This window comes from Geomonas edaphica, from assembly GCF_004917075.1.
GTDB classification, from domain to species: domain Bacteria; phylum Desulfobacterota; class Desulfuromonadia; order Geobacterales; family Geobacteraceae; genus Geomonas; species Geomonas edaphica.
This window is the reverse complement of sequence record NZ_SSYB01000004.1, coordinates 358,098-384,690: the sequence shown is the minus strand read 5'-3', so window position 1 is coordinate 384,690 and position 26,593 is coordinate 358,098. Positions and strand designations below refer to the sequence as shown.

Below are 26,593 nucleotides of genomic sequence, written 5' to 3'. Positions count from 1 at the left end.
AAGCCTCCTCCCGCTCCTGAAGCCTCTCCTTGCCCATCTTGTCGATCCAAGGTAAAGTTCACCCTGCGAAGAAAGGGGTCACATGGGCAACGACGTCGGCAGAAAATTCACTTTAGAAGGGCCGGGAAGGCTCGTAGCTTTTTGCGCTGCCGCGCTAATCGCCCTTATTCTACTTATCTTCCTCGCACTGGAGATCTATCTCGCCACCCCGCTTCCCGCCCGTCAGTTGTCTCGGTTCATCACCTCCACGCTCCACCAGGAATTCACCGTGGCGAAGGTAGGGCTCTCGGGGCGCAGCGTCGTCCTGCGCGGGATCCGGTTGCACTCCCCGAAGGGGTTTGCCGGGCCCGACCTCGTCGCCGCCGAGTCGGTCACCGTGACGCCCAAATGGTTGGACCTCTTGCGTGGGCGCCGCAACTTCGAGCTCATCTCCATCGAGAAGGGTAGCGTCGACCTGCAGAAGAACCCGGCCGGCGCCTGGAACTTCTCGGAACTGCAGCGAATACTTGCCGCGCGAAAGCTGCCGGCGCGTCCCGCTCCCGAGACGGTAATCGGGAAGCTCGTGGTGGTGAACGGGGCGCTGTCGGTGCAGGGCGAGGGTGTGCAGGGGATGAACCTGAAGCTTTTCAACCTTGCCACTGGTGGCTCGCGTAGCGCGCAGCTCGACCTCGTCTTCCAGGACCCCGCCGGGAACACCTACCACTTGGGCGGAACGGCACGCCCGGGCGCCGAGGCCGCACTCGACCTATCCCTGAGCGCCCCCACTCTCTCACTGCAGCGGGCCGCAGCTCTCTTCAAGCTGAAGACCCCTGAACCGTTCCAGAAGGCGGGCGGCTCTCTTGCCGTTGCCGCGGTCCTCGCCAAAGGGGAACTCCGCTTCTCCGGGGCTTTCCGTTTCCGCGACATCCAGCTCCCTGCAGCCCGCGGCAGCTATCCCGTGGCCGGTTCCCTGAGTTTCACCGGGACCTATGGTCTGGAGGAGGACCGTGCCGATCTCGCCGACGCGACTCTCGAGATAAAAAACGTGGCGCAACTGCACGGCGAAGGGAGCGTATCCGGGGTAAGAAAGGAACGCGAGTTCGCCCTCCTTTTCGCCGTGGACCGCGTGGACCTCGCCCTTTTGAATGCCCTGGTGGTGGACAAAGCCCGTGGCGGACTTCTCTACAGCGGACAACTGCGCTGCGAGTCGCTACGCGTCGAGGGAAGTGCCCGTCGCGGGGTGGAAAGTGCTGCAGGTGTTCTTGTCCTCGAGGAGGGGAGCCTTGCCAGGGGAGGGGATACCTTGGTGGGCGGACTCTCAGGAAAGGCGAACATCGCCCGCAAGGAAGGGGGCGTCGCGCTGGCTGGGAGGCTCTCGGCGCCTCAGGCAACCGGCAAGGCCCTGGTCGACGCCCTCGACCTCCCCTTCGCTCTCGCCCTTTCCCCGAAGCTTAAGCCGGTGCACTTTGAAAGCAGCAAAGCGAGCGCGCGCCTGATGGGCGTCCCCGCAACGGGCGATCTTTCCTTTGATGCCGCGCGTCCGGAGCCCATCTCTGCGTCCCTGAAGATCGGCGCGGCAAAGGTTTCATCGCTCAACCCGCTGTTGAAGCGCTATGGCGTCGAGGCCGGTACCGGAGTCCTTTCCGGGACGCTCGCCGCAAGCGGCAAGGGAGGGAGTGACTTCACAGCCACCGCAAGACTGCTCCTCTCCGGCGTCTCCGCAAAAAGAGGGAAGACGTCGGCCGCCATCAGGGACGGCGCGGTTACCGCGCAGCTCGGCCGCCGCGCCGGACGGCTGGTAGCCTCCGGTGACGCACGTCTTACCGGTCTCACCCTGGACGGCAAGGGTGGAGATGCCCGCCTTGCCTATCGGGTTGACGGAGCCAAGCTCACCCTCGAGAGGGTGCAGGGACGGCTGGGGGACGCTCGTCTTGCCATCGCACGTCTGAGCGGGGAGCTCCCTCCCAAGGGGGCAACTGGACCCACCCCGTTGGCTTGGGATCTGGAGGGGGGGGCGCTGAGGCAGGGAGAGCTCGACCTTGCCGGTGTGGCGGGGCGCTTCAGGGGACAGATGGTGCGCTCCGGGGAGGAGCGCTGGCTGGAAGGAAAAGCCCAGGTCTCGACCCGGGCGGTAACACTCAAGGGGAATGGGATCGGCGCCCCAGCTTTGCAGGCAGTCTTCTCCAGGGAAGGGGGGAAAGCAGAGGTAAGCGGTTCGCTCCTGGGAGGAAAAGTCACGGGTCAGGCTAAGTTCCACCCCTTCATCCCGGACACGGTCCAGTTCTCTCTCTCCCTTGCCGGTGCTGCGGCAGTCCAGGCGGCCGGTTTTCTAAAGAAAGACGCGGCGACAAGGCCCAGCGGCGGCGAGCTCGACCTGCATGCAAGCGGCAGCTACGTGGGGAAAAAGGGACTCGACTGCCGCTTCGATGCCAAAGGACGCAACCTCTCGGCGTCCAAGGACGGCAAGCGCGCCCTTTCCGGGGGATCGCTTTTTCTCTCGGGGAGCTACGCGTCGGGGAAACTGTCCATAGGAGAGGGGCTCCTCTCTCCGGGTAAAGGGGTCGCCTTGCGGGTGCGGGGCGAGGTGGCGCGTGCAGCGTCGCCGGGTCGGGAGGGCACCCTCGCCTTTTCCCTTCCCGAGACCCCGGTCGATGCCATCGTCGACACCGCCATCAACCTGATGCCGCAAGCCATACAGGAGGCTACCCTTGAGGGAACGCTCTCGGGTGGCGGGAAGCTCGAGCTGCGGGGCGGACGGCAGCTCCTCGAGGGTCGGGTGGAGGTCCATGGCGGCGGCATTGATGCTCCCTCCCAGAAGCTCACTATTTCAGGCCTCGACGGAACCCTCCCGGTTTCCATGGATTTCTCGGCGAAGACCGCACCCAGGCCCCGCGACAGCAGGGAGTTCAGCCGTGGCAACTACCGGCGCGTCTTAGAGGAACTCAAAGGGATGTCCGCAGGAGGCAACGCGCTAAACATCGACCGCATCTCCTACGGAACGCTGCAGCTCGAAAAGCTCGCCCTGCAGTTGCGTGCGTCCAACGGAGTGATGGAAGTGCTCCCCCTGCGTGCGACGCTCTACAAGGGCGCCATCCTCGGGACCGGTTATCTTGCCATGGGGGCCAAGGCGGTTTACCGGGCCGACCTCTTGGTGAACGGGGTGAGCCTGAAACAGCTCTGCGGCAGCATCCCGAGTGTCCAGGGGTACATCTCGGGGAAGGTGGACGGCGTCATCAGCTTCCGCGGCACCGGGGGGGGCATCGACGGCACCGCGGGTTTTGTGGAACTGTGGGCCCGCGAAGGGAAGGACGAGAAGATGCTGGTCAGCAAGGAGTTCCTGCAGCGGCTGGCGAAGCAGAAACTGAGCGGGTTCTTTTTAAGCCGCGATCGCCCCTATGACGCGGCGGAGATCAAGGCGACCCTGCAGGACGGCGACCTCACCTTCAATACCTTGAGGATCGTCAACACCAACTTCGTCGGGGTGAAGGACCTGAACGTCAACATAGCGCCGACCCAGAACCGCATCGGCCTTGGCCATCTCCTGGAGTCGATCAGGGAGGCTGCGGTGCGCGGCAAGCCGGCGACCGGAGAGCCGGAGCAGAAGAAGGGCGCGGCAACGCCACCGCCGGAAGCAGCGCCTGAGTTCAAGTGGGAAGAGTGAAGACGCTGTGCTATATTCATGAACGACAATACTAACGCCGGAGGCTTATATGAAAACGAAACTGATCAAGCTGCTGTTCTCTGTCTCCTGTATTTTCCTTGCCGCCTGTGCGGTGATCACGGTGAACGTCTATTTCCCGGAGAAGGCGGCCAAGGAGGCGTACAAGTCTCTTGACGACATGCTGCTGAAAACCGGTGAGGCTCCCGGCGGCCAGAAGGTTCCTCCCGGTGGGGCGCCCGCCGCGCCGCAGGACAAGCCGCAGAGCCGGGTTTTTGATTTCTCCCTGGTCACCGCGGCGTATGCGGCCGACACCGATGCCGACGCCGATGCCCTGGCGGTGGAGCTCTCGAGCATGCCCGAGGTGCTGAAGGCCTACGACGACATGAGCAAGCGGCTCCCGCGGCTTAACACGCTTTTTGCCAGTGGCGCCGTCGGTCTCTCCAAGCAGGGTCTCGTTGTGATACCTCCTTCGGCCAAGGCGAAGCTCGCCCCGCAGGACGAGGCGCTGGTCTCTTCGGAAAACCAGAGCCGCAAGGTCGTCGTGACGAGCATGGCGAAGGCGATTCTCAAGCTGCAAAAGCAGAAGGAGAGCAAGGAGGCGATGAACCAGGTATTGGGGAAAGCGGCCACGACCTTCGCCGAGACGAAGCGTGAAGCGGCCCAACCTGGATGGTGGATGCAACTGCAAAACGACCGCTGGGTGCAGAAGTAGCGGCAAACTGTGCGAAAAAAGAGAAATCAGACTGAGGAGGCCACGTGCGATCACGTGGCCTCCTTTTATTTCTGCCTTCTAGGTGAGACGGGAAGCCGGTTTGTGGGGAGGGATCCAGGTGGCGCAACGTGGTGTGCAAGTTTTGAACGCCTGTTCAAAAGCTGCAAAACCTCAAAGTTACAAGGGCTTAGCGTGGATGGGCGGCGCTGCCCAACCTTTGCTGTGCAGAAGTTGAACTTTGTCTGTTGGCTGACCGTTCGATGCACGTTAGATTTTTTGCTTTATAAATCAGCAGCTTTCGAGAAAATTTGCCTGTCGGCATATTTGGCATCGCTCTTGTAATAAGAAAGGCAAGAGCGGACGAAACGAGCCGCTCGACCAAACAAAACCCAACTTTTGCGCCGACGGTGGAGTCCTCCTTTCGCTTCGGCGCTTTTTTTTTGTCCGGATTTCGCCTTTCAGGCGAAAAGCAGCCTTCCAAGCTTCGCTTTCGCCGTTCCTCCGGAAAGATCGGGGACGATTTCCAGCTCGAGCGCCGTCACCCCGGCCAGTTCCACCTGGTATTCCTCCTGTTCGACCGTGGTGCCGGGAGGGGCGAAGGTGAACTGCTGCCGCACGATCTCACGGAAGGTATCGCCTCCGTCCTGCGCGTAGCGCAACACGAACTCCTGGGTCCTGGCGGCCTCTTCATCGCTGATTAGCAGGTAGATCCGGGAAATCCTCTGGGGGTGGTCGAAAAGCACGCGGATCCGCTGGAGCCCTGGTGCGTCGGCACACCAACCTGGGGCGCCGATGGGCTGCAACGCCGACTCGATCGGCTGCAGCGGGTCCTCTGAAGTGATCTCGACCCGCGCGATGCTCTCGAGATCCAACCAGTCGATGCCCTTTCTGGCGTCCGGGCTTTCCTGCGTAACGATGGATTTGCGCATGTCTTCTCCTTTTAATGTTCAAATCAGCGCCTGGTTATTTGCTGCGGGCTCTACAGTCTACAGAAAAAGTGCAAAGTTCCACCAGACGATCAAGACGCCCTCCAGCACTGCGTCGAGCAGGTACACCGGTGCTATCACCTTTTTGACCGCGTAGATGATGTCGATGGCGGCAAGGGCGCCCGCGCCGCCGATGGCTAGAACTACCACCGGGAGTGTGACTTCTGAGCCTGCCCCGGCTATGAGCAGCACGAAGCCGATCACCGCCAGCACTAGGCCGACCGTCTTCACGAGCCAGAGGTCCGTCTTCGGGCCGGTGACCGCCATGAAGCTGCGGATGCTGAAGATGGGCCAGAGCCCAGTGATGAGGAAGTACCCGCCTTGAGACAGTGCGATCGTGTCCAGCATGGAGCCTCCCGTGTCACAACTGGAGCTGCCCGTGGTCGGCAAAACTGTAGAACTCGTTTTCCCCGATGATGATGTGGTCGAGCACGCGGATCCCCATGAGCTGTCCCGCCTCGCAGAGACGACGGGTAACCTCGAGATCCTCGGGGCTGGGCGTTGGGTCGCCGGTCGGGTGGTTGTGCAGAAGGATCATCGCCGCCGCGGACTGGCGCACTGCAGCGTTGAACACCTCGCGGGGGTGCACGATGCTTTGGTTCAGCGATCCCTCCGAGATCTGCGCACGGGTGATGATGCGGTTTTTGCCGTCGAGCAGAAGCACCATGAAATGTTCCGTGTGGCGGTCCCGGAACTCGTGGTTCAGCTGTTCGAAGACCTGGGAGGCGGAGGTGAAGCGGACGAAGGACTCGATGGGGCGCCCCTCCTTTTCGCGGATGCGCCTTGAGAGGTCGAGGGCGGCGAGGATGCAGGTGGCCTTGGCCGGACCGATCCCCTTCACCTGCTGGATCTCCCGACACGAGGCGTCAGCAAGGGCACGCAGCGATTTGAACTGGAGCATGAGCTCCCGGCCAAGGTCGAGGGCGCTGCGGCCACTGGCGGCGTCCCCGCTGCCGAGGATCAGCGCAAGCAGTTCGGCTTCGGACAGGGCCGAGGCACCTTTCCGCATCAGCTTTTCCCGGGGGCGTTCCGCCTCGGGCCACGATTTGATACCGCCGCTCATGTGTCCTCCGGGACCACGGTGTCAAAAAATTAAGGATAAATAATACACAGGCGTCGGCGTGGCGCCAGTCCCTCTGGGCGCCCAATGGTAAACGCCGAGTCGCTAATTAACGTGGTTGCATTACGTAATTCATTGTTTAATATTTGTCGCGGATGTGCTATATCTCCCCAGTTTGCAACTAGATTCGGCCTGGGGCCGACACCGATCGGAGGATTAAATGTTTGGGTTGATACCGAAAGATGAAAAGTTTTTCGCCATGTTCAGGGATATGTCTCACAACATCATCGAGGGGGCGCAACTCCTTAAGGACATGCTGGACAACTTTGACGATCCGGTGGCCAGCCAGCGCAAGATCAAAGAGGTCGAGCACAAGGGCGACACCATCACCCATGACATCATCAAGAAGCTGAACAAGAGCTTCATCACCCCCTTCGACCGCGAGGACATCTACGCTCTCTCCTCCGCCCTTGACGACATCCTCGACCTGATCGATGCCTCTGCGCAGCGCTTCGTCATGTACAACGTCACCAAGCCGACTCCCGAGTCGAAAGAACTCGCCTTCCTGATCCTCAAATCCTGCCAGACCATCGACAAGACTGTCGCCCTGCTTGGCGGCAAGCTCGAGCCGATCAGCGCTTACTGCATCGAGGTCAACGCCCTGGAGAACGAGGCGGACCGCGTCTGCCGTGAGGCTATCAGCCGCCTGTTCGCCGAGGAAAAGGATCCGATCCAGCTCATCAAGTGGAAGGAGATCTACGAGACCCTCGAGACCGCGACGGACAAGTGCGAGGATGCCGCGAACATCCTGGAAAGCGTGGTGGTAAAAAATGCCTGAGGTTACCCTGGTCCTGCTGGTCGCGGTCATCGGCGCGGCCTTGTTGTTCGACTACATCAACGGCTTCCACGATACCGCCAACGCCATCGCGACCTGCGTCTCCACGCGGGCCCTCACCGTAAGGACCGCCATCTTCATGGCCGCGGGGTTGAACTTCGTCGGGGCGATGATCTCGACCAAGGTGGCCGCGACCATCGGCAAGGGGATAGTGGACGCCAACAACATCACCCAGGTGGTGGTCTTGGCCGGCATCTTCGGGGCGATCGTCTGGAACCTGATCACCTGGTACTACGGCCTTCCCTCCTCTTCCTCCCACGCCATCATCGGCGGACTGGCGGGGTCGGTGGTGGCCCATGCGGGGACTTCCGCGCTGCACTGGGCGGGACTCAAGAAGATCATCACCGTCCTCATCGCATCCCCGATCGTCGGCGCCTTCTTCGGCTTCATGTTCATGGTGGGGATGATGTGGGTCTTCAGGAACAAGGCTCCCTACAACCTGAACAAGGTGTTCCGCAAACTGCAGATCTTCTCCGCCGCGGTGATGGCCTTCTCGCACGGCACCGCCGACGCCCAGAAGTCCATGGGGGTCATCACCATGGCCCTCGTGAGCTACGGCTCCCTCGCCACCTTCGAGGTCCCCAACTGGGTCAAGATCTCCTGCGCCGTGGCCATGGGCCTTGGCACCGCCGCGGGCGGCTGGAGGATCATCAAGACGGTAGGACACGACTTCGTGAAGCTGCAGCCCGTGCACGGCTTCTGCGTGGAGACCGCTTCCGCCGGGGTCATCCTGGGCGCCTCCGCCATGGGGCTTCCCACCTCGACCACGCACGTCATCACCTCTTCAATTCTCGGCGTGGGGCTCTCGAAAAGGATCTCCGCGGTGAACTGGGCGGTCGCCTACCGCATCGTCCTGGCATGGATCATCACCATACCAGCATCGGCCTCGGTCGGCTTTGTCAGCTACACCGTTTTCTCGCCGTTTCTGGGTAAGTAAAGCAGGAAGGAAATCGGGATGTGAATCGGGGGTGGCTGCGAGGCTGCTCCCGATTTTTTTTGGCTATTCCAGCTCTTCGCCGACCTTGTCCATCTCTTCGGCCTGCTCGGCCTGGGTGGCGTCCTTGGCGCGGAATCGGAGCACCAGGTAATAGCAGAGGAAGTAGGCAACGACGGCGGCGACGAAACCGAGGATGGAGGAGCCGAGGACCAGCGACTTCGCGTAGCGCTCCAGGTTGTGCCACTCGAGCGCGCCGGAAACGGGTAGTTCCTTGATGGGGCGGCCACGCAGGAAGGCCCCCAGCTTGTAACTGACGCCGAGAACGGGAACCATCGTGATGGGGGTGTTGACCCAGGCGCCGGTGATGCAAGTGAGCTTGTTAAGTCGGAAGAGAAAGGCGGCGGCTACGGCGAGTGCGGTGTGGAGGCCGAAGAACGGGGTGAAGCTGATGAAGACGCCGACAGCGAACCCGGCGGCGATGTGCCCCGGATGGTTGTCTAGCGAAAGAATGCTGTAAATTCGTTTTTTCCACAGCTCTTTGTTCAGCAACAGTCACCTCGAGAATGTCGCACAGTCTAAAGACCGCCCCGGTCTTTGTCAATGAGTTTGAACCGTGGCTTTCCTTAAGAAAATTGCCACGGAGTATGAATCGTGTTAGTATCCTGGCCTTTACTAAACATTATCGGAACCCGGAATGCGTAAAGAACTGCTCAAAAAAGTTAAGAGAATAGTAGTGAAGATCGGCTCCGGTGTCTTGACCTGTGAGGATAACGGGGTCGATCCCGTATTCCTGAACGGTCTCGCCTCACAGATCGCGGGGCTGCGCGCGAAGGGGATCGAGGTAGTCGTGGTCTCCTCCGGTGCGGTGGCGGCAGGGCGTCCCGCCCTCGGGCTGCCGGATCGGCCGCGCACCCTTCCGCAGAAGCAGGCCGCAGCAGCCGTCGGGCAGTCCCGCCTGATGCGTGCCTACGAGGAGGCCTTCTCTGGCTACGACCTGAAGGTCGCCCAGATCCTCTTGACCCGGGACGACCTGGCCAACCGGCGCCGCTTCCAGAATGCGCGCGGCACGCTCGACACGCTGCTTTCCTGCGGCATCATCCCGGTCATCAACGAGAACGACACGGTCGTCGTCGATGAGCTGAAGTTCGGCGACAACGACAACCTCTCCGCCCTCGTCACGAACCTCGTGGAGGCGCAGCTCCTCCTGATCATGACCGACATCGACGGTCTCTACACCGCCGACCCGCGTACCGACCCGGCGGCGACCCTCATCCACCAGGTGGGGGCGGTGACCCGGGAAATGGAGCGCGGCGCGGGGGGGAGCGGCACGAGCGTCGGGACCGGCGGCATGGCCACCAAACTCGCGGCGGCCAAGAAGGTGGTGAAGTCGGGCGTCGCCGCCATCATCTTCGCGGGGAAGGGTGAGGGGAACCTCGCCCGCGTCATGAGCGGGGAGCTTGTCGGTACGCTGTTTCTGCCGGCAGGAGAAGCGCTGAACCGCCGCAAGCACTGGATCGCCTTCACCATCAAGCCCGCGGGTAACCTCGTCGTCGACGCCGGCGCCAAGGGGGCCCTCGCTACCCACGGCAGGAGCCTACTCCCGTCCGGGATCGTGAAGGTCGAGGGGCGCTTCGCCCGTGGGGCCTGCGTCAGGGTCCTCGACGTAGAGGGGAATGAGTTCGCCCGCGGCATCGTTGATTACTCGAGCCAGGAGATCGAAAAGATCTGCCGGCACAAGAGCGGCGAGATCGAGGAGATCCTGGGCTTCCGGTACGGGGACGACGTCATCCACCGGGACAACCTGGTCATTCTTTAGAAAACGTTCTACGTTCTAGGTTCTACGTTCTGGGTTGGAAGCTGAGCCACGTCGTCCTCTCCACCGAATGACTTCGGGCCGCGGGAAAAGGGCGGGGTGAGAGGTTGGGTTTCAGCCTTACAAAAGTTGGAGGTACACATGTCAGTCGCCGAACAGATCCGCACCATCGCCGCCAAGGCCAGGCAGGCTTCCTTCGCCATGGCGAAACTCTCTTCCGCCGTCAAAAACGAGCTCCTGCTCGACATGGCGCACGGTCTGGTGAATAACTGCGAGCAGATCATCGCCGAAAACAAGAAGGACCTTGAAGCCGGCAAGGAGCGCGGTCTTTCCACTGCCATGTTGGACCGCCTCATGCTGAACGAGGTGCGCATCAAGGGTATGGCGGACGCCATCCGCGAGGTCGCCGCTCTCCCCGACCCGGTGGGGGAGGTGACCGGCATGTGGAAGCGCCCCAACGACCTCATGGTCGGCAAGATGCGCATCCCGCTCGGGGTAATCGGCATCATCTACGAGTCCCGGCCGAACGTTACTTCCGACGCCGCGGTGCTCTGCCTTAAAAGCGGCAACGCCGTGGTGCTGCGCGGCGGTTCCGAGGCGATCCATTCGAACCTCGCCATAGCTGAGATCCTGAAGGCCGAACTCGCCAAGTGCAATATCCCCGCGGCAGCCCTGTCGCTCATCCCTTTCACCGAGCGCGAGGGGGTGACCGAGATGCTCAAACAGGAGGAATTCATCGATGTGATCATCCCGAGGGGGGGCGAGAGCCTGATCCGCTTCGTGGTCGAGAACTCGAAGATCCCGGTAATCAAGCACTACAAGGGGGTCTGCCACATCTTCGTCGACGCCACCGCCGACTTCGACATGGCGCGCGACATCATCATCAACGCGAAGGTACAGCGCCCCGGTGTCTGCAACGCCCTGGAGACCCTGCTCATCCACAAGGACGTCGCGGAGCGCTTCGTCCCCTTCATTTTCCAGGCGCTTTCCGAACAGAAGGTGGAAGTAAGGGGAGACGAGGAATTCCGCAGGTTTGCGCCGCAGGCTGGGGCGGCAACCGAGGATGACTGGTACGCCGAATACCTGGAGCTGATCCTGGCGGCGCGGGTGGTGGACGATATGGATGCCGCCATCGACCACATCAACCGTTATTGCTCGCTGCACACCGAGTCCATCATCACCGGCGACTACGGGAACGCCCAGCGCTTCATCCGCGAGGTGAACTCGGGGGTGGTCATGGTGAACGCATCGACCCGCTTCTCGGACGGCAACCAGCTTGGCCTGGGGGCGGAGATCGGCATCTCAACTACGAAGCTTCATTCCTTCGGCCCGATGGGGCTCACCGACCTCACCACCACGAAGTTCATCGTGTACGGCTCGGGGCAGGTGCGACCGTAAAAGCCTCAACGCAAAGACGCAGAGCCGCAAAGACGCAAAGTTGAAAAGCAACAAGAAGTTGTTTTCTTAGCGACTCCGCGCCTTGGCGCCTTTGCGTTAAAGCCTTGGTCTTCCTCCACTACTGGAGCCATGACAATGAAAATTGGGATACTGGGCGGCACGTTCAACCCGATCCATAACGCGCACCTGCGCATCGCCGAGGAGGTGCGCGACCTGTTCCAACTGGATCGGGTCGTCTTCATCCCGGCGGGCACCCCGCCGCATAAGCCACAGGTGGGGGAGCTTTCCTTCGCCAGCCGCCTCGAGATGGTGCGCCTGGCGGTCGCCGACAACCCGAGCTTCGAGGTGTCGGACATGGAGGCGGTGCGCGGCGGTCGCTCCTACTCGGTGGACACCCTGCGCCAGTTGCACACCGAGCGCCCGGAGGACGAGCTCTTCTTCATCATCGGTGCCGACTCTTTCAACGATATCGCCACATGGCACAAATACGACGAGATCTTCACGCTTTGCAACGTGGTGAGCGTACAGCGTCCCGGCTCCACCATCACAAGTCTCGCCAAGGCCCTCCCTGTTGCCATAGCTGGTGAGTTCTGCTATGATTCGGCGGCTAAACGCCTGAATCACAGCTCAGGGCACTGTGTTTATGCATTGGATGGCGTACTGCTGGACATCTCTTCAAGTCACATCCGCCAGCTAGTCAAGGCGGGCCGCTCGATCAGGTACCTCCTTCCGGAGGCCGTCGAGCACTACATAAAGGAACAAGGGTTATATGTTGATGCAAGATAAAGTGGTAATTCCGGCCGTAGAACGCGCCGTGAAATGTGCGGCATTCGCGCTGGACAAGAAGGCGCTCAACGTCAAGGTACTAGAGATCAAGAACATCTCCAGCATCGCTGACTACCTGGTGCTCGCCACCGGGCGCTCGGACCGCCAGGTGCAGGCCATGGCCGAATCGGTCAAGCAGGGGCTCAAGCCGATCGACCGGGCGATCGACACCGAAGGGTACGACGAAGGGCGCTGGATCATCGTCGATTTCGGGGACGTCATCGTGCACCTCTTCCAGGAGGAAGTGCGCGCCATCTACAACCTGGACGAACTCTGGTCGAGGGCGCCCAAGGTAGAGATCCCCGAGGAGTACCTCTGGGAGCACAAGGAAAAATGAGACTTAAGCTCCTTTGGGTCGGCAAGACCCAGGAGAGCTGGGTCCGCACCGGCATCGATGAGTACGCGGGAAGGGTGAGGCGTTACGCGCCCCTGGAGATCCTGGAAGCACGCGAGGAAAAGGGGGCACAGGCTGCCGCCATGCGCGAGCGCGAATGCGAGCGTCTCACCAAGCTCCTCCCTAAGGGGGGGAGGCTGGTGCTCCTCGACGAGCGGGGCGAGCAGATGAGCTCCCCCGAGTTCGCCTCCTTTCTCTCCAAAAACCGCGACCAGGGGACCCAGGACCTCGTCTTTGCCATCGGTGGCGCCTACGGCTTCACCGAAGGCTTCCGCAAGGAGGCCTTCAAGTCGATCTCGCTCTCCAGGATGACCTTTACGCACCAGATGGTCCGGGTGTTCCTGCTGGAGCAGATCTACCGCGGCTTCACCATAATGAACGGTGAGCCGTACCATCATGAGTAATGCAAGCTGTTGATCAAAGGTGAAGACGTTCTGCTTCACCTTTTTTAATTGTATCTAATATTCCTAATGAGGGAGAAATGCCATGCCGAAGAAGCCTCTGCTCTTGATGATCCTTGACGGCTGGGGGATCAACGCCGAAACGGAAGCCAACGCCGTCGCCCAGGCCGCTACCCCCAACATGAACCGCCTGGCCGCGGAGTATCCCTCCGGCCAGATCGACGGCTCCGGCCTCGCGGTCGGGCTTCCCGCCGGGCAGATGGGGAACTCCGAGGTTGGCCACACCAACATCGGTGCCGGCCGCGTCGTGTACCAGGATCTGACCAGGATCAGCAAGTCGATCATCGACGGCGACTTCTTCACCAACCCGGCTCTCATCGCCTGCATGGAAAAGGCGAAAGCGGGAACCGGTCGGCTGCACCTAGCCGGTCTTCTCTCCGACGGCGGCGTGCACTCCCACGACACTCATCTTTACGCACTCATCGAGATGGCGAAGCGCCATGGCGTTTCCGAGGTCTTCGTGCACTGCCTGCTGGACGGGCGCGATACCCCGCCTCAAAGCGGCGCCGATTACCTGCGTAACCTGGAGAACGAGATCGCGCGCCTTGGCTGCGGCAGAATCGCCACGGTGATCGGCCGTTATTACGCCATGGACCGCGACAACCGCTGGGACCGCGTCGAGAAGGCGTACCGCGCCATGGTCTCCGGGGAGGGGAATCCTTTCCCCAGTGCCGAGGCCGCCATCAGGCAGAGCTACGCCGACGGGGTCACCGACGAGTTCGTGTTGCCCAGCGTGATCATGAACGGGGGCATTCCGGTGGGCAGGATGCAGGACGGCGACGGCTTCATCTTCTTCAACTTCCGCTCCGACCGTGCCCGCGAGATCACCCGCGCCTTCACCGATCCCGCTTTCAGCGGCTTTACCCGCGATGTCTGGCCGAGGCTTGCCTCCTACGTCTGCATGACCAGCTATGACGAGACCTTCGACCTTCCCGTAGCCTTCGGGCCGGAGGAACTGGTCAACATCTTCCCGGAGGTGATCAGCAACGCCGGGCTAACCCAGCTGAGGATCGCGGAGACCGAGAAGTACGCCCACGTCACCTTCTTCTTCAACGGCGGCAGGGAGGAGGCGTTTCCCGGTGAGGACCGCGCCCTGATTCCTTCCCCGAAAGAGGTAGCGACCTACGACCAGAAGCCGGAGATGAGCGCGTATCTTGTGGCCGATGAGCTCATGAAACGGCTTGACGAGGACAAGTACGACGTCATCATCCTGAACTTCGCGAATGCAGACATGGTCGGGCACACCGGCATCTTCGCCGCGGCGGTGAAGGCCGTCGAGGCGGTCGACGGGTGCGTCGGCAAGCTGGTGCAGAAGGTGCGTGAGAAGGGTGGCATCACCATAATCACCGCCGACCACGGCAACGCGGAGATGATGCAGGACGAGCAGGGGGGACCGCACACCGCCCACACCTGCGACATGGCGCCGGTAGTGCTGATCGACGACGCAAGGAAGGACGTGAAGCTGCGTACCGGCGTGCTCGCCGACCTCGCGCCCACCATGCTGGAACTTCTCGGCCTGCCGCAGCCCAAGGAGATGACCGGGAAGAGTTTGCTCGCGCACTAGACGAGTTGGACCGGTCGGACCAGTCGGACGGGTCAGACCAGTCGGACAGGCCGGACTAGCTGGACTGGCTGGACTAGCTGGACTGGCTGGACTGGCTGGGAAAATGCTGCAAAAGCTTGAAAGGAGAAACCGCATGAAGATCGTTGCCATTAACGGCAGCCCCCGGGGGATGAACGGCACCACCGGCAGGCTTTTGGAAGAGGTGCTGGCGGGCGCGGCCCAGGCCGGCGCCGACATCGAGGTGGTCTCGCTTTCTGAGACCCCGATCAAGCCGTGTGTCGCCTGCGACGCCTGCCACAAGGTCGGCATCTGCCCGGTGAAGGACGACTACGAAATCGTCAAGGACAAACTCATAGCGGCGGACGCCTTCATCCTTGCGACGCCTAACTACCTCCTGAGCATCACGGCCCAGTTGAAGGCGTTTCTGGACCGCTGCAACGGCCTCATCCACCTGACCGCCCTGGAAGGGAAGTACTCGGCGCTGGTGGAGACTTCCGGCGGCGGAGGGGACGAGGAGCCACTCGAGTACATGCAGCGTATCGTCAACGCCATGGGTGCCCAGAACGTCGGGAGCATCGGCTCCCCCGGCATGGGGCCGCGTATGTTCCCCGACCAGGAAGCGCTGTTCCTGAAGGCACGTGCCCTCGGCAAGGAGCTCTGCGACAGCGTGCGCGAGAAACGCTCCTTCCCCGAGCAGGACGGCTTCCGCCTCGGCTTCAAGGAGCGCATGAGCCACCTCATCGGTTTCATGGGGGAATGCTGGCCCTACGAGAAGGAATACCTGGCGAAGAGATAGGTCACTCATAGGGGCCCGGCCCCTGAACGTACATCTCCTCCCCCTCCGGGGGAGGGGACTTGGCGTGTTCAATTATCCATTGCTATTGGAGAAAAACATGAGCAATACCGAAGAACTGAACAACTGGGCCTACGCGCAGAAGTGCAAGAAGGCGGTGGAGAACCTGAAGAAAAACGGCTTCGACGCGCTCTACTGCCATAACGGCGAAGAGGTCTTCCATTACATCGTGAACGAGTCCGAGCAGGCCAAAAGCGTGGGCTTCGGCGGCTCCCTCTCCATCGCGGACTTGAAGCTTGCCGACAAGCTGAAGGGGATGGGGAAGGAGATCCTGAACCACGGTGCGCCCGGTCTCTCTCCGGAGGAGAAGCTCGCCATCACCAGGCGGCAGCTTACCTGCGACCTTTTCCTGACCGGGAGTAACGCGGTCACCCTTTCCGGCGTGTTGGTGAACATCGACGGCAACGGCAACCGTGCTGCCGCCATGTTCTTCGGGCCGCAGAAAGTGATCGTCGTGGTGGGGCGCAACAAGCTGGTGGACGGCAGCATAGAGGATGCGGTGCAGCGGGTGAGGACCTACGCTTCGCCCCCCAACGCGAAGCGGCTGAATCTCTCCACCCCCTGCACCACCACCGGCTTCTGCTCGGACTGCAACTCACCGCAGCGCATCTGCCGCGTGACCACCATCATCGAAAAAAAGCCGCGCAACACCGACATCAAGGTGCTCGTGGTGAACGAGGACATGGGGCTCTAAACTAAAAGACGTTCTACGTTCTGCGTTCTACGTTCTACGTAAAACCCACAACAGACTCCATGGCCGCTTTCCTACGGGTTTTGCCTTTGAACGTAGAACGTAGAACCTAGAACGTAGAACCTGTTCTTTGGGGGGTTCCATGTTCTTGCGCCCTCTGCTGGACCTCTTTTTCCCGCCGCTGTGCCATGTGTGCAGGGCGTACCTTCCACCGGGCGGTGAGGAGCATGATCTCCCCCGCCCGTTCATCTGCCAAGACTGCCTCGCCAAGATCGACTTCCTCGAAGCACCCATATGCACCACCTGCGGCATCCCCTTCGCCACTGAAGGCGGTGCATCCCATACCTGCGGTGCCTGCCTGCAACACCCCCCTTTTCATACCTGCCGTTCGGCTGCGGCCCTGGACGGGCCGGTCCGCGAACTGATCCATCGTTTCAAGTACCACGACAGGCCGCACCTTAGCGAACCGCTCGGTCTCCTCGCCTTCCCCAGACTGGAGGTATTCCTGAAGGATTTCGCACCGGAGTGCGTGGTGCCGGTGCCGCTGCACCGCAAAAGACTCAGGCAGCGCGGCTACAACCAGTCGCAGTTGATCGCTGAGGTGCTAGCGAGGACGCTTGGCGCGCCGCAGCAGGTGGGGAATTTGTGCCGATGGCGCTGGACGGAACCACAGACGGGGCTTGATGCAATGGACAGGGTGACTAACGTGAGGGGGGCCTTCGGCGTGCGCGACCCCGAGAACCTGGCTGGGAAGAGGGTGCTGCTGGTGGACGACGTCCTTACCACCGGCAGCACCATGCGTGCCTGTGTGGATGCGCTGCGGGAAGCGGAAGTCGCGGCGGTCGCCGCGGTGACCGTGGCGCGAGGACTTCAACCCTAGCGCCATCCGCTTTGCCCTTGCTATTTGCCGAACTCGCGCTGGCGGATATCGGTGACCCGGCCGTCTTCGAAGCGTATCGTGTAGCCGGGGAGATCCCGCCCATAGCGGTAGGTCCAATCCGTCACGGCTACGGAAGTACGCCGGGTGATCTCGCCGTCGGTACTCTCCACCACCTTGTCCGCCTGCTTCTCACGTGCAAGCGGCTCCCCACATTTCAGATAGGCATCCACCATGGTGTCGCCCACGGCAAATCCCTCGCCGTTGCGGCAGTTGGGCATCATCGGGTCGCGCATGCTGCCGTACCCCAAAAGGCGCGTTTCGGCCACTTTCCCGTTGAGAAAGGTGATGCTCTGCATGAACTCCTGCGCGCCGGTGTCGAAGATCCATTCCTCGTAGGTCGTCGTCTTCCGCTTCTTAGTTTTGCCGTCGGACTCCTCTTCCCAAAGATCACGCTTGTCCTTGAGGGTAGGGACCTGACACAGGGCCGCCACCTCGTCCATCGGCTGTCCCACCAGGATTTCCTGGTTGCATGGAGCTGCCTCCCCACCAGCGGGGAAGGTCAGAACCGCCGCGACTGCCGCGGCGATTACCACAGTGCACCACGTACTACGACTCCTCATGTTCGCACCTCTTTTCGTAGTCAGCCGCAGGGCGCGGCCACTTGTCCGCCACCTAATAGCACAACAAAATCGAAAGCGCCATCAACAATGTACAAACAACGGCTGTGCAAGCCTGCCCTTTGGGCGGTAGTGAGGCGACCGCCCAAAGTGGGAAGTCCTGAGCCGGTCCGTTTTGCGAACACACTCCTATCGTGCTGATTTGCCGTGGAATACTGTGATCTGGATCACAAGGGCGAGTGGCTCAATGGACCAGTCATTTTAGTACGTTAGGGCGATGTACCTATGCTGCTGGGGCCTTCCCCTCTGCGTAAAATAACCCCGGTTGGGTGTCGGTATTTGTCTTATGGGGATTTTGCCCCTCATTAATAGAGAAAACCCTATGTTTTTGGTCGCCTTCTTTTAATGAGTTAGTGGCTTTTAGACCACTGGCATGTTCCCTGCTATTAGAAGCCCCGTCCGCATACCGGGTGCGGACAGAAGCAGTAGCCGGTTCCGTCGGGTGAGGTACCCACCCTAGGCGGACCGAAGGGGTCTCCCCCCCCTGCCAAAGGGGAGAATGGTTCCACATCAAAAAGGAGGTAACACAAGGCATGAAATTGAAGAAACTCGTACCTGCGCTGGCCTTGACCGCAGCGGCCCTGACCGCCGTTGCCGCTCCGGCTCTTGCCGGCAGAACCACCACCCCCAGCTCCTACAAGGTGGTGGCTTGGAATGACCTTGGTATGCATTGCGCCTGCCCGACCTTCGCTGGGTTCCTGCTCCTTCCCCCGTTCAACACGGTCAGGGCTCAGGTCCTGGGATACGGCAGCAACGACCCCGTCATCATCGATTCGACCAATGCCGGCACCTACGGCGTATCCGTCAGCTATGCAATGGCCGACAACACCGAAGCCACCCTGCAGGCTGACCCCTACTTCCAGCAGTGGATCACCTACGCTCCGAAACTCTTCCCGGGCTTTGCACCGGTTTCCGGCGGCAAGGTCCAGGGCCTGGCCGGCAACGGCATCTCCGGCAACATGACCTACGACAGCACCCTGAAGGACTGGACCGCCGTAGGCATCCCGGCGTACCCGCTGGTTGACGCGAACTCCTCGAAGAACGTCATGACCGATCCGCTGGGCGGCGCGAACCGCAACCCGTACCCGATGACCAACGTGTACGTGAAAAACGCCTCCGGCACCATCCTGGCACAGACCAGCACCGTGACTCCGGTCGCCTTCGGCGGCTGCTGCTCCTGCCACCTTTCGCTCGCCGCAGCCAACGGCTATCCGGCGACCGCTTCCGGCTCCTTCGCCTACCTCGGCAAGATGCACGGGATGAACTCCAGCAAGATCGACTTCAACTACCTCGATCCGACCGGCGACGGCACTTCCGGCCCGATCCGCTGCTCCTGGTGTCACTGGGATCCGGCGATGGGCGAGACCGCAGCCCCGGGCCTTGCCAACGTCTGGCCGAACTACGTGATCATGGCCGGCGCAGGCTTCACCAAGGCTGACATCAAGGTTTCCCAGTACTCCTTCTCCGACGTGCTGCACCGCTTCCACAGCCAGAGCACCAAGGTCCTCACCCAGTACGACGCCAACGTTGCCACCAACTGCTACGACTGCCACCCGGGCAACAACGTCAACTGCTACCGTGGTTCCCACAAGGCTAAGACCGCCCTCTGGTGCGTCGACTGCCACGGCAACCTGAACCAGCGCACCGCTGCCGGCCAGCTGGCACAGCCGTGGAAAGCTTCCACCCTGCCGTCCTGCACCGCGGCCAGCGCAGGCGCCAACCCGGCCTTCGCCTGCCACGCCACCAACATCGTGGGCGGCACCGTGTACCCGACGAACCCGAGCCTGTTCGGCAAGTTCATCAACGGCCGCGGTCACAAGGGGAGCATCAAGTGCCAGACCTGCCACGGCTCCGCACACGCCGAGGCTCCGTCGACCATGACCCTTGACAACACCCAGCTGTCCAACCTGCAGGGTAGCACCAGCTACAGCTTCCCGGCCGGTAAGGACAAAACCTACGCTCTCGGCGTCTGCGTCTTCTGCCACCCGACCAAGACCTCGACCTGGGGCGTTCCGCCGCACCTCTAATTTCATGTAATGCAGTGCTGCCGGGGGGGAGGATTTTCTCCCCCCCTTCTAAACCCATTCAAAAGTCCGCTGCACACGGAGTGATGTCATGTTTATGAAAAGCCGCATGTTTCAAGTGATTGCCACCGTTGTCCTCATAGCCTCCCTGGCCGCCCCCGCGCTCGCCAAGGAGAAGGCGAAAGGGAAAGCCAACGGCGGAGAGTTCGATTTCAAGAAGACCAGCCAGTTCATTCGCGAGATGGAAGGCCGCCCCGATTTCCCGGTGGCCACCGTGATCGCCAACGACTACGTCTACACGCTCCTCGCCATGGGGGAAAAGATAGATGCCGGGAGGCAGAACGCCATCATCGTCAACGTGAAGCTCGGCCAGCAGAAAAACGGCGGGTTCACCCCGGATAAGACCAACAAGAACGCCTCCATCCTCTATACCGATATCGCGCTGGAGACCCTGTCGCTCCTCGATGCCGGCAACGCCATCGATCGCACCAAGGTGAAGAGCTTCGCCGCTTCCCTTAAAAACGCCGACGGCGGGTTTGGCTTCAGCCAGCAGGCCAAAAAGTCCTCGCTCGCCACCACCTACTACGCGGTGCATGTGCTGAAGGCGGTGAATGGTATCGATGCCGTGGAAAAGGCGAAGACCGTCGAGTACGTGAAAGCCTTTGCCAAGAAGGACGGAGGTTTCGGTCCGGAAAAAGGGACGGGCGTCGCGAACGCACGCAGCACCTACATGGCGGCCTATGTCCTGAACGCCCTCGGAGCACTCGATGAGGCGACCGCCAAAAAAGCGGTGCAGTTCCTGGAAAAGACCCCTTATCTCGACAAGAAGAGCAAGGAGCGTCCCGACCTCGACGAGCAGCTATACGCCATCCGCGCCCTCAGGGAAGTCGGTGCCGGCAACCGGGTCGACAAGACCATCGCCCTCAATTTCATGAAGCGGCTGTACATCAAGGTGAACGGCGGCTTCGGCCCCCTCGAGGGGTACGGTTCCACCCCGGACTCCACCACCACTGCGCTGCGCATCCTGAGCGAAATCGGGAAGGCGAAAGGTGCGGTTCCGCTGGTGGCTAAAAGGTAAAGGAGATGCAGATGTTTTCGTTCAACAAGATGACACGATCGGCTGCCGCCGTTTCCCTCTTGGCACTGACGGCCTGCGCGGCTGGGCCGGCTAAAGATTCCCCCCAGGCGACGGTGGAGAAGGTGAACGGCGCCCCCATCACCCGAGCCCAGCTCGACCGGACCATAAAGGCCCTTGTCGGGCAGCGCGATCTGAAGCAGTTGCCGCCGGACATGCTCAAGAAGGCGACCGACGCGGCGCTCAACCAGTTGACCGCGGCGGAGCTCCTCTACCAGGACGGCATGAAGCTTGGTGTGAAGGACCTGGACAAGCAGGTGACCGAGCGCATCACGCAGAGCAAGTACCAGTACCCCTCCCAGGCGGAGTTCGACAAGGCTTTGAAGTCGGTCGACATGACCCAGAAAGACCTGGAGGAGGCGGCGCGCAAGGATATCGTGATTAACAACCTGATCGTGCAGCGTTTCGCCGACAAGGCCGATGTCTCAGAGGCGGAGGTGCGTAAGTACTATGAGGAGAACAAGCTGAAGCAGTTCACCCAGGGGGAAAGGCTCAAGGTGAGCCACATCCTGATCGGCGTGGCCAAGGATGCGTCCATCGATGCCAAGCGGCAGGCAATGGAGAAGGCCCTCGCCGTGCTTAAGCGGGTCAAGGGTGGGGAGCCCTTCGCCGACGTGGCGAAGAAAGAGTCGACATCGCCGACCAAGAATCAGGGCGGGAGCATAGGCATCATCGGCAAGGGGCAGACCATGCCGCCCTTCGAGAAGGCGGCCTTCGCCCTCAAGCCGGGTGAGATCAGCAACGTCGTGGAGACCGCGCTCGGTTACCACATCATCAAGGTCGAGCAGAAGCTGCCGCCGGCGACCGAGCGTTATGAGGACGTGAAGAACCAGATCGCCGGGAACATCAAGCGCGAGAAGATCCGCCAGCTGCTCGCCACATACGTGGAACAGCTGCGCGGCAAGGCGAAGATAGAAAAGGTTTAGTTTCCGCCGCAGCGGAAATGCAATGCGGGACGAGCTGAATGGGTCGGCGTCCCGCCCATGAAATGGAAAGGGCCAACTGTGCAGTTGGCCCTATTTTTTGATCAGCGCAAAGCGAAGAAGGCGTCCAGCCTGCGGCAGATCTCCTCTTCCGGCGCCTTCATGACCGAGACGCCGTGCAGCGCGGTCAAAAATATCTTCCCGTAGTTCTTGGTGAGCACGCGGGAGTCGAGGATCAGGACGGCGCCCCGGTCTTCCTTGCTTCGTATCAGCCTTCCGAATCCCTGCTTGAACTTGATCACCGCCTGCGGGACGGTGTACCCCATGAAGGGGTCGCCTCCCTTGGCGGTGATGTGCTCGCTGCGCGCCTCCAGGATCGGCTCGGTGGGAACCCGGAAGGGGAGCCGGGTGATCACGACGAGTTCCAGTCCGCGCCCCTGCACGTCCACACCCTCCCAGAAAGAGTCGGTACCGAAGAGAACCGGGTTAGTCGCGCTGCGGAACCTGGACAGGAGCATGTGCCGGTTAGTCTCCCCCTGGCGCATCGGGGTGAGCCCCGACGATTTGAGCGCCTCGGAAAGCCGGTTGTAGACCCGGACCAGGAGATCGTACGAGGTGAAGAGCACGAAGGCCCGCCCCTGCGAGATCCTGAGTGCGTCCAGGAGGTGGCTGCAAAGGCGCGCCTCGAACATGGGGGAGGTCGGTTCCGGCATGTCGGAGGGGACGGCGACCAGCGCCTGGTGCTCGTAGTCGAAGGGGGAGGGTAAAAGGAGCTCGCTCACCCGCTCCTTGGCGAGGAGCTCGATGCCGGTGCGGTGCTTCAGGAAGTCGAACTTCTCCCCGATGGCAAGGGTCGCCGAGGTGAGCACCACGGTCTTGAAGCGATCGAGGATCGCCTTCTTGATGGACTCGGCCACCTCAAGTGGCGAGCAGCAGAGCTTCACCAGGGGGCCTTTCCTTAGTTCGAACCAGCGGCAGAACTCCTCCTCCTGAGCCATGAAGAACCTGAGCGCATCCACCGTGCATTCGATCCTTCCCTTTACGCCGCGCAGGTCGGTGAGCGGCCCGGCGAGCTTGTCCAGCACCTTGTCGGAGAGTTTCTCGCACCCCTTCAAAAAGCTCTGCATGGCGAGGGCGTACTCGGAGAGTTCCTTGCACATCGCCTCTATCTGCGGTGTGACCTCCTGCCAAAGCGGCGTCTGGTAGAGAGCCGGCGTCACCCTGAGCTTCTGCTCGGCGCCGTTTTTGTTCAGCTTCTGGAAAAGCGCCTCGCCGATGGCGTCCATGCCGCGCGTGCAGGCGTCGAGGACGGCGACCCGGCGCGGGATGAGTTTCCCTTCCAGGACCTCGGCGATCTCGAGGTAAAGGTCGTCCTGCGACTCAGGGACCGCGGCGGAGAGCTGGGTCGAGAGTTGCGGGAGGACACCCCGGTGCGCCTTTCTCGGGTGCTGCAGCTTCCCCATCAGCTTCACGAGCCCGAGCCGTGAGACCTGGCTGGAGAGGAAGTTCGTGGCCACGTCCTCCAGGTGGTGCCCCTCGTCGAAGACGAGCCGGGTGAAGGGGGGGAGGATTGCGGTGGCGTCATAACCGGTTTCCTGGCGCACCGACAGATCGGCCAGGAGCAGGGCGTGGTTCACCACGAGGAGGTCGGCGCCGGCCGCCTCGCGTCTTGCCTTGTAGAAGAAGCAGCGCGGGTAGTCCGGGCACTTGACCCGGCCGCACTGGTCCGACTCGCAGCAGAGCTCCTCCCAAACCTCGTCCTTCGGGATAAAGGCCAGGTCGCCACGGCAGCCGTCATCGGTCTTCTTGCTCCAGGCGACGATGGCGTCGAGTTCCCGGGCGGTGTCGTCCTTGAAGAGCGAGCCGTCCGCCGCGTTCACCTGCAGCTTTCTGAGGCAGAGGTAATTGCTCCGTCCCTTGACCAGCACGGCCCGGAACTGCACACCGGCGTGCTTTTGCAGGAAGGGGATGTCCTTCTGTATCAGCTGCTCCTGGAGGTTGATGGTGTTCGTCGAGATCACCACCCGCTCCTTGTTGCGCACCGACCAGAGCGCGGAAGGGAGGAGGTAAGCGAGCGACTTCCCCGTGCCGGTCCCCGCCTCGACGATGGCGACCTTCTCCTCGTTAAAGGCCTCCGCGAGGTTCAGGGCCATCCTGGTCTGCTCGGGGCGGTGCTCGTAGCCGGAAAGCGCCTGGGCCAAAACGCCGTCCGGGGCGTAGAAGTGCTCGACCTCTGGGTAGGAGATGCGCTCGACCACCTTCCTCGCGAAGGGTGCTACCACCTGGTTCGCGCGGGAGGCGTCGTTGTTGACGATGTAGAAGCCGACCCCCTGGTTCCCCAGGAGGGACGCGATCTCGATGTCGGGCTGCGAGGGGGTGAGGTTGCCGGAGGGGTGGTTGTGGATCACGACGTCGCCGAAGGAACAGGCGATCATGATAGCGGGAACGGCGTCCTTGTTGCCGCGGGCGAGCGGTTCGACCTGGACGACGATGCGTGCCTCGTCGGTGCGGCCGAGGAAGAAGACCTCGTTGCCGCCTGCTTCCTGTATGGCGTTTCTGAGCTGCTCGCTGGCGAGCGAGGAAAAGTACTTTTGCATGGCCCGGTTGAAGATACAGGGTTTGGGTGGGGGAGGCAACTGAAAAGCAGGCGGGATTTTCTACCCCCTCCCTTGACGGGAGGGGCAGGGGTGGGTGACGTCGCAATCATGGTAGAAGGTGGCGCCTTCCCCCACCCCCCAACCCCCTCCCGCAAGGGGAGGGGGAGGCATCAGTTGGCTGAGTGACCGAAGCGGAGAGCACCGCCGTTGATCCGGTGCCGCCATATATGTTAGAAGAGAGGCCGAGGAGATTTCATGCAGCGCTACAACGCATTTTCGGAAGAGCTGAAGCGGGTGTTCGGCTGCAAGGTGCAGCGCCTCTCGGTGGACGCGGGCTTCACCTGCCCGAACCGCGACGGCGCCGTCGGGACGGACGGTTGCATCTTCTGCGGCGGCAAGGGGTCGGGCTCCTACGGCATCCTGCAGGGGGTGGGGGTCGTGGAGCAGCTCGAGCACGCCAAGGAGGTCATGGTCAGAAAGTACAAGGCCTCCCGCTTCATCGCCTACTTCCAGTCCTACTCAAACACCTACGCTCCGGTGGAACAGCTGCGCCGGCTCTACGATGAGGCGCTTTCCGTGCCGGACGTCGTCGGGCTCATCGTCGGCACCCGGCCCGACTGCCTTCCGGCCGAAACCCTGGACCTCCTCGCCGAGTACGCCCGGCGCTGCTATTTCTGGCTCGAACTCGGCCTGCAGTCGCCGCTGGAGCGGACCCTCGCCGCGATCAACCGCGGTCACGATCTCGCCTCTTTCAGTACCGCCGTAGCAGAGTGTCAAAAACGCGGCATCCGCGTCTGCGCCCACATCATCCTGGGGCTCCCCGGCGAAAGCCGCGAAGAGATGCTCTCCGGCGCGGAGTTTCTGAACCGCTGCGGCGTCGACGGTGTAAAGATCCACCTCTTGCACGTGATGCGCGGCACCCGGCTCGCCGAGATGTACCGGGAAGGGCAAGTGCCGCTACTGGACCGGGACAGCTATGTCGGGCTTGTCTGCGATTTCCTGGAGCGGCTCGACCCCAGGATCGTGGTGCAGCGCCTGACCGGCGACGGCAACCGCAAAGACCTCATCGCGCCGCTTTGGTCACTGGCAAAGTTTGAGGTGCTAAACTGCATCGATCACGAGCTGGAGCGGAGAAAGACCAGGCAGGGTGTGCGCTTTGTCGGCCCCGGCGTCGCCCTGCCTGACCTGGATTAGTTGATGCTTGGTCCCCCCTCCCGTCAAGGGAGGGGGAGGTGTGAGTCTCATTCTCACTTGTCGAAGGAACTGGGTCCTTCATCTAATTCCACGCATGAAGCTTGGTCGCTTGGCGGCGGCCGCCTTCGTTCCGCGCCAGCATCTTCGGAGCTTCCATCCTTTTCGCAAAGGCCGGGCGCCAGAAATAGGAGTCGGCCGCTTCTGCGCCGCCATCCTTTTTGATCCTCAGCAGCACGCCGGTTTCAGCCTCGGGTGCATAACAGAACTTGGTCAGCAGCCGCGCCGGTCTTTTCACCTCGAGGCTGTAGCTGCCGTTTCCTTCCTCAGTCAGGCGGTCCTTCGTCCCCAGTTCGCCCACGCCCCGGTTCCGCTCGATGCCCTGTCCGTCGCGGCGTTTCTCCAGGTAACTAAGCCAGATTTTGTTCGGCTGGCCGACCACCGTTCTCAGCCCTACCTCGTCCTCGTAACCGTATCGCCCGAAGGAAACCGCCGCTATGTCGTCCCGGGTCAGACCGGTGACCGGCTTGCCGTTGCCGTCCTGCGCGGTGAAGTCGATGTGCAGGGAGCCGTCGTTGGCGACGGCCACCCACCCTATTTTCAGTTCGATCCGTTCAGCCTGTTCTTTTGCCGTGGTTTTATGGGTAACCTTTCCTGCCGCGCCGGCACGTTCTCCTGCCGCGGCGGTCATGGGAGACGCCACCAGCAGCGCGGTGGCGATGATGGTCATGACGGTGAGGAAGTTCAGTTTTGCAGCTTTCATAGTGTCCTCCTGGGGTGGGGCGGCCCCGGTTCGGCCGGAGATATCGCCCCGCGATATTTACAACGCTGTAAATCTGGTGTAAGGATAGGGCGCAAACAGTATCCCTGTGAAGGGCCACATTTCATAAATTTTATGGATACACTTCGTTTACGGTTAGCGGCAGTGCCGACAGCG

Annotated in this window: 24 protein-coding genes; 17 read left to right on the top strand and 7 right to left on the bottom strand. The window is 61.7% G+C overall.

What is annotated here, in order from left to right; genetic code table 11:
• Positions 1-82: 82 nt before the first annotated feature.
• A complete protein-coding gene (locus E8K79_RS12435; protein WP_136515022.1) occupies positions 83-3,640 on the top strand; it encodes an AsmA family protein in 3,558 nt (1,185 codons plus the stop codon).
• A 49-nt stretch (positions 3,641-3,689) separates the two neighbouring features.
• Positions 3,690-4,352: a DUF1318 domain-containing protein gene (locus E8K79_RS12430; RefSeq protein ID WP_136515021.1), complete on the top strand. Its 663-nt coding sequence runs from the start codon at positions 3,690-3,692 to the stop codon at positions 4,350-4,352.
• 458 nt (positions 4,353-4,810) lie between these two features.
• Here E8K79_RS12430 and E8K79_RS12425 read toward each other — a convergent pair whose 3' ends face one another.
• Genes E8K79_RS12425 through radC form a run of 3 tightly spaced genes read right to left on the bottom strand, consistent with a single transcriptional unit; the run spans position 4,811 to position 6,401 of the window.
• Complete coding sequence (locus E8K79_RS12425) at positions 4,811-5,281, bottom strand: hypothetical protein (protein ID WP_136515020.1); 471 nt, start codon at positions 5,279-5,281, stop codon at positions 4,811-4,813.
• Positions 5,282-5,338: 57 nt separating this feature from the next.
• Entirely contained in the window at positions 5,339-5,686 is a 348-nt protein-coding gene (locus E8K79_RS12420; RefSeq protein WP_136515019.1) for a hypothetical protein, read from the bottom strand.
• Between the two features lie 13 nt (positions 5,687-5,699).
• Positions 5,700-6,401 carry a RadC family protein gene (gene radC, locus E8K79_RS12415; RefSeq protein ID WP_136515018.1) on the bottom strand — a complete coding sequence of 234 codons (702 nt, stop codon included), beginning with the start codon at positions 6,399-6,401 and terminating at the stop codon, positions 5,700-5,702.
• A gap of 217 nt (positions 6,402-6,618) precedes the next feature.
• Between radC and E8K79_RS12410 the strand changes: the two genes are divergently transcribed.
• On the top strand, positions 6,619-7,236 hold the full coding sequence (locus tag E8K79_RS12410; RefSeq protein WP_129124801.1) for a DUF47 domain-containing protein: 618 nt from the start codon (positions 6,619-6,621) through the stop codon (positions 7,234-7,236).
• A complete protein-coding gene (locus E8K79_RS12405; protein WP_136515017.1) occupies positions 7,229-8,230 on the top strand; it encodes an inorganic phosphate transporter in 1,002 nt (333 codons plus the stop codon). The genes E8K79_RS12410 and E8K79_RS12405 overlap by 8 nt, the downstream gene beginning before the upstream one ends.
• Positions 8,231-8,293: 63 nt before the next feature.
• Here E8K79_RS12405 and E8K79_RS12400 read toward each other — a convergent pair whose 3' ends face one another.
• Positions 8,294-8,779 carry a DUF2062 domain-containing protein gene (locus E8K79_RS12400; protein WP_135869247.1) on the bottom strand — a complete coding sequence of 162 codons (486 nt, stop codon included), beginning with the start codon at positions 8,777-8,779 and terminating at the stop codon, positions 8,294-8,296.
• Between the two features lie 145 nt (positions 8,780-8,924).
• Here E8K79_RS12400 and proB point away from each other — a divergent pair, with 145 nt between their 5' ends.
• The 9 genes from proB (at position 8,925) to E8K79_RS12355 (ending at position 17,109) form a co-directional block, all read left to right on the top strand.
• Positions 8,925-10,046, top strand: coding sequence for a glutamate 5-kinase (gene proB / locus E8K79_RS12395; protein ID WP_135869248.1), 1,122 nt, complete (start codon positions 8,925-8,927; stop codon positions 10,044-10,046).
• A 138-nt stretch (positions 10,047-10,184) separates the two neighbouring features.
• Positions 10,185-11,441 (top strand): glutamate-5-semialdehyde dehydrogenase, encoded by a 1,257-nt coding sequence (locus E8K79_RS12390; RefSeq protein WP_136515016.1) that lies wholly within the window; start codon positions 10,185-10,187, stop codon positions 11,439-11,441.
• Positions 11,442-11,576: 135 nt separating this feature from the next.
• A complete protein-coding gene (nadD, locus tag E8K79_RS12385) occupies positions 11,577-12,227 on the top strand; it encodes a nicotinate-nucleotide adenylyltransferase (RefSeq protein ID WP_136515015.1) in 651 nt (216 codons plus the stop codon).
• Positions 12,217-12,603 (top strand): ribosome silencing factor, encoded by a 387-nt coding sequence (gene rsfS / locus E8K79_RS12380; RefSeq protein ID WP_135869251.1) that lies wholly within the window; start codon positions 12,217-12,219, stop codon positions 12,601-12,603. Before nadD ends, rsfS begins: the two co-directional genes overlap by 11 nt.
• Positions 12,600-13,064: a 23S rRNA (pseudouridine(1915)-N(3))-methyltransferase RlmH gene (locus E8K79_RS12375; protein WP_135869252.1), complete on the top strand. Its 465-nt coding sequence runs from the start codon at positions 12,600-12,602 to the stop codon at positions 13,062-13,064. Before rsfS ends, E8K79_RS12375 begins: the two co-directional genes overlap by 4 nt.
• A gap of 82 nt (positions 13,065-13,146) precedes the next feature.
• The gene (gpmI, locus tag E8K79_RS12370; RefSeq protein ID WP_136515014.1) at positions 13,147-14,685 is read left to right on the top strand and encodes a 2,3-bisphosphoglycerate-independent phosphoglycerate mutase; all 1,539 of its coding nucleotides are present in this window, start codon (positions 13,147-13,149) and stop codon (positions 14,683-14,685) included.
• Between the two features lie 133 nt (positions 14,686-14,818).
• A complete protein-coding gene (locus tag E8K79_RS12365; RefSeq protein ID WP_136515013.1) occupies positions 14,819-15,481 on the top strand; it encodes a flavodoxin family protein in 663 nt (220 codons plus the stop codon).
• 97 nt (positions 15,482-15,578) lie between these two features.
• Positions 15,579-16,232: a lactate utilization protein gene (locus tag E8K79_RS12360; RefSeq protein ID WP_136515012.1), complete on the top strand. Its 654-nt coding sequence runs from the start codon at positions 15,579-15,581 to the stop codon at positions 16,230-16,232.
• A 139-nt stretch (positions 16,233-16,371) separates the two neighbouring features.
• Positions 16,372-17,109, top strand: coding sequence for a ComF family protein (locus tag E8K79_RS12355; RefSeq protein ID WP_136515011.1), 738 nt, complete (start codon positions 16,372-16,374; stop codon positions 17,107-17,109).
• Positions 17,110-17,129: 20 nt separating this feature from the next.
• Here E8K79_RS12355 and E8K79_RS12350 read toward each other — a convergent pair whose 3' ends face one another.
• The gene (locus E8K79_RS12350; RefSeq protein ID WP_136515010.1) at positions 17,130-17,729 is read right to left on the bottom strand and encodes a DUF2845 domain-containing protein; all 600 of its coding nucleotides are present in this window, start codon (positions 17,727-17,729) and stop codon (positions 17,130-17,132) included.
• A 590-nt stretch (positions 17,730-18,319) separates the two neighbouring features.
• Here E8K79_RS12350 and E8K79_RS12345 point away from each other — a divergent pair.
• The 3 genes from E8K79_RS12345 to E8K79_RS12335 all read left to right on the top strand — a co-directional run bounded on the left by E8K79_RS12345 (position 18,320) and on the right by E8K79_RS12335 (position 21,871).
• Positions 18,320-19,813, top strand: coding sequence for a hypothetical protein (locus tag E8K79_RS12345; RefSeq protein WP_136515009.1), 1,494 nt, complete (start codon positions 18,320-18,322; stop codon positions 19,811-19,813).
• A gap of 106 nt (positions 19,814-19,919) precedes the next feature.
• Positions 19,920-20,888, top strand: a complete 969-nt coding sequence (locus tag E8K79_RS12340; RefSeq protein WP_136515008.1) for a prenyltransferase/squalene oxidase repeat-containing protein — start codon at positions 19,920-19,922, stop codon at positions 20,886-20,888.
• 11 nt (positions 20,889-20,899) lie between these two features.
• Entirely contained in the window at positions 20,900-21,871 is a 972-nt protein-coding gene (locus E8K79_RS12335) for a peptidylprolyl isomerase (RefSeq protein WP_136515007.1), read from the top strand.
• Positions 21,872-21,972: 101 nt separating this feature from the next.
• On the opposite strand, the gene E8K79_RS12330 is transcribed toward E8K79_RS12335, so the two are convergent.
• The gene (locus tag E8K79_RS12330) at positions 21,973-24,465 is read right to left on the bottom strand and encodes a helicase C-terminal domain-containing protein (RefSeq protein WP_136515006.1); all 2,493 of its coding nucleotides are present in this window, start codon (positions 24,463-24,465) and stop codon (positions 21,973-21,975) included.
• A 255-nt stretch (positions 24,466-24,720) separates the two neighbouring features.
• Here E8K79_RS12330 and E8K79_RS12325 point away from each other — a divergent pair, with 255 nt between their 5' ends.
• Positions 24,721-25,659, top strand: coding sequence for a TIGR01212 family radical SAM protein (locus E8K79_RS12325; protein ID WP_136515005.1), 939 nt, complete (start codon positions 24,721-24,723; stop codon positions 25,657-25,659).
• Positions 25,660-25,741: 82 nt separating this feature from the next.
• Here E8K79_RS12325 and E8K79_RS12320 read toward each other — a convergent pair whose 3' ends face one another.
• Positions 25,742-26,419: a hypothetical protein gene (locus tag E8K79_RS12320; RefSeq protein ID WP_136515004.1), complete on the bottom strand. Its 678-nt coding sequence runs from the start codon at positions 26,417-26,419 to the stop codon at positions 25,742-25,744.
• Positions 26,420-26,593: the final 174 nt, after the last annotated feature.

Coding starts and splice junctions, on each gene's coding strand:
- E8K79_RS12340 (WP_136515008.1), top strand. CDS start 19,920: ATGTTTCAAGTGATTGCCACCGTTGTCCTCATAGCCTCCCTGGCCGCC.
- E8K79_RS12430 (WP_136515021.1), top strand. CDS start 3,690: ATGAAAACGAAACTGATCAAGCTGCTGTTCTCTGTCTCCTGTATTTTC.
- E8K79_RS12350 (WP_136515010.1), bottom strand. CDS start 17,729: ATGAGGAGTCGTAGTACGTGGTGCACTGTGGTAATCGCCGCGGCAGTC.
- radC (WP_136515018.1), bottom strand. CDS start 6,401: ATGAGCGGCGGTATCAAATCGTGGCCCGAGGCGGAACGCCCCCGGGAA.
- E8K79_RS12410 (WP_129124801.1), top strand. CDS start 6,619: ATGTTTGGGTTGATACCGAAAGATGAAAAGTTTTTCGCCATGTTCAGG.
- E8K79_RS12420 (WP_136515019.1), bottom strand. CDS start 5,686: ATGCTGGACACGATCGCACTGTCTCAAGGCGGGTACTTCCTCATCACT.
- E8K79_RS12365 (WP_136515013.1), top strand. CDS start 14,819: ATGAAGATCGTTGCCATTAACGGCAGCCCCCGGGGGATGAACGGCACC.
- E8K79_RS12375 (WP_135869252.1), top strand. CDS start 12,600: ATGAGACTTAAGCTCCTTTGGGTCGGCAAGACCCAGGAGAGCTGGGTC.
- E8K79_RS12330 (WP_136515006.1), bottom strand. CDS start 24,465: ATGCAAAAGTACTTTTCCTCGCTCGCCAGCGAGCAGCTCAGAAACGCC.
- E8K79_RS12355 (WP_136515011.1), top strand. CDS start 16,372: ATGTTCTTGCGCCCTCTGCTGGACCTCTTTTTCCCGCCGCTGTGCCAT.
- E8K79_RS12345 (WP_136515009.1), top strand. CDS start 18,320: ATGAAATTGAAGAAACTCGTACCTGCGCTGGCCTTGACCGCAGCGGCC.
- E8K79_RS12320 (WP_136515004.1), bottom strand. CDS start 26,419: ATGAAAGCTGCAAAACTGAACTTCCTCACCGTCATGACCATCATCGCC.
- E8K79_RS12435 (WP_136515022.1), top strand. CDS start 83: ATGGGCAACGACGTCGGCAGAAAATTCACTTTAGAAGGGCCGGGAAGG.
- E8K79_RS12405 (WP_136515017.1), top strand. CDS start 7,229: ATGCCTGAGGTTACCCTGGTCCTGCTGGTCGCGGTCATCGGCGCGGCC.
- nadD (WP_136515015.1), top strand. CDS start 11,577: ATGAAAATTGGGATACTGGGCGGCACGTTCAACCCGATCCATAACGCG.
- E8K79_RS12335 (WP_136515007.1), top strand. CDS start 20,900: ATGTTTTCGTTCAACAAGATGACACGATCGGCTGCCGCCGTTTCCCTC.
- E8K79_RS12390 (WP_136515016.1), top strand. CDS start 10,185: ATGTCAGTCGCCGAACAGATCCGCACCATCGCCGCCAAGGCCAGGCAG.
- E8K79_RS12360 (WP_136515012.1), top strand. CDS start 15,579: ATGAGCAATACCGAAGAACTGAACAACTGGGCCTACGCGCAGAAGTGC.
- E8K79_RS12425 (WP_136515020.1), bottom strand. CDS start 5,281: ATGCGCAAATCCATCGTTACGCAGGAAAGCCCGGACGCCAGAAAGGGC.
- proB (WP_135869248.1), top strand. CDS start 8,925: ATGCGTAAAGAACTGCTCAAAAAAGTTAAGAGAATAGTAGTGAAGATC.
- gpmI (WP_136515014.1), top strand. CDS start 13,147: ATGCCGAAGAAGCCTCTGCTCTTGATGATCCTTGACGGCTGGGGGATC.
- E8K79_RS12325 (WP_136515005.1), top strand. CDS start 24,721: ATGCAGCGCTACAACGCATTTTCGGAAGAGCTGAAGCGGGTGTTCGGC.
- rsfS (WP_135869251.1), top strand. CDS start 12,217: ATGCAAGATAAAGTGGTAATTCCGGCCGTAGAACGCGCCGTGAAATGT.